The sequence below is a fragment of the Methyloceanibacter marginalis genome (genome assembly GCF_001723295.1).
Lineage (GTDB): Bacteria > Pseudomonadota > Alphaproteobacteria > Rhizobiales > Methyloligellaceae > Methyloceanibacter > Methyloceanibacter marginalis.
Window position 1 is genome coordinate 1 of sequence record NZ_LPWD01000382.1, and the last position, 1,586, is coordinate 1,586.

Annotated in this window: 1 protein-coding gene and 1 pseudogene; both read left to right on the forward strand. The window is 65.6% G+C overall.

What is annotated here, in order from left to right:
- The first annotated feature begins 445 nt into the window (after positions 1 to 445).
- Positions 446 to 1,116: pseudogene (locus AUC71_RS13245) on the forward strand (hypothetical protein).
- Positions 1,117 to 1,245: 129 nt separating this feature from the next.
- A partial coding sequence (locus AUC71_RS13250) for an NAD-dependent epimerase/dehydratase family protein (RefSeq protein WP_141701696.1) occupies positions 1,246 to 1,586 on the forward strand: 341 nt, incomplete at its 3' end.

A 1,586-nucleotide genomic window follows, 5' to 3' on the forward strand; every position in this document is an offset into this window, starting at 1 on the left:
CTCAATCTCGAAGGTTCGATCACCAAGAATTTCGGGCCGCTCGGTCTGGGCGTGGTGAGCTACGCCATGATCCAGACCACCGGTGACAGCGGCGCCGGCGCGCGGCTTGGCGCGTCGAGTCCAAAGTCTACGCCGTCGGTCCGATTCTGACCTTCACCACCAACGCCGACCCCGCCAAGGCCCTCACCATCATCGTCAAGGGCTATCATGAGTCGGCGCCGAAAACACGTTCGAGGGCGACGTGGTCGACGCCGCGGTGAGCTTCAAGTTCTAGCGATCGGCGGGCTCGCGAGACCGCAAATCGCTTGGTTTCGAAGGAATCACCAAGGCACGGCTTACACATCTCGTTTGCGAATCTCGGCTATCGTCCCCCCTCTTGGAACGGAGCAACGTTCCCATCGCCCCAGGAGGAGGCACGAACATGACCCTTACCCGCACTCTCTGTATGCTGACGGCCCTGGCCTTCATGACCGCGCCCGGTTTGGCGCAGGCCGAAGACGCCATCAGCCATCCCGCCAAGAAATCCATCGGCTCGCACTCGAACGAGATGGTCGCCTCGCTCGCCGTGCTCAATGCGTCAGGCGCGAGCCTCGACGGCAATACGCTGACGCTCACCGGCGTCTCGCCCAATTCGATCGTCTTCGCCGACCGTCCCGTCCATGCCGCGGGGCACGTTCTGACCTCGCATTTCATCCGCGAATGGGATGAAGGTGCCGAAAGCTTTGCCAAGAGCCCGCCCAACGCCACGATTTCCGTGCTCGGCAATGACGGCGGCTCGGTGAAGGACGCCGTCGTGGTGCTGAAATCGCCGAAGCTCGACGGCGACACGCTGACCTTCGACGTTTCCGTGCTCGAAGGCGATCTCGAGGACGCCGAAGGCGCTGCCGCGCTCTTCATCGACCGCTTCGCCGCCCATTACAGCGGCCCTCACGGCGGCCACTTCAATGCCTATGGCGGCCGGCCGGCTTGGCACGGCGCCTGGTATAGGCGGCCGGGCGTGGCCTCGGAGCAGGCGTCGCGGCCGGCGCCGCCGTGGGCGCTGCCGTTGCAAGCCCCGGCTATTACGGGGCGCCAGCTTGCGGCTACTACCCCTATCCGCCCTGCTATCCCTACTAGGGCAGACTTCGCCAGCGGCAAGCCGTCCCATGTGGGAGGGCTTGCTCTGGCCCCAATGTGGTTGTGAACTCATGACGTCTTGAGGCCGGGCCGGGCCTTAGCGTGTCCTGCCCGGACGGCGGGAGCGGCATGACGGGCGCACGACCACAGCAACCCGACCGGAAACCGCTCGTGGCGCTAACCGGCGCCACGGGCTTTATCGGCCAATATTTGCTGAAGGCGCTGCCCGAGCGCGGCTACCGCGTCCGCGTGCTCTTGCGCCGGCCCACGATGATGCCGGAAGGCTGTTCAAGCGTCCTCATCGGCGACCTGTCGCAGCCCTACAATATGTCGGAGGCCCTGGCCGAGGTGGATGCGGTGATCCACACCGCCGGCATCCCCCACGCCATGTCCGGCCTCCCGGAAGACGATTATCGCCTGTTCAACACCGAGGCCACGGTCCGCTTTGCCCGCGCCGCCGAGCGCGCCCG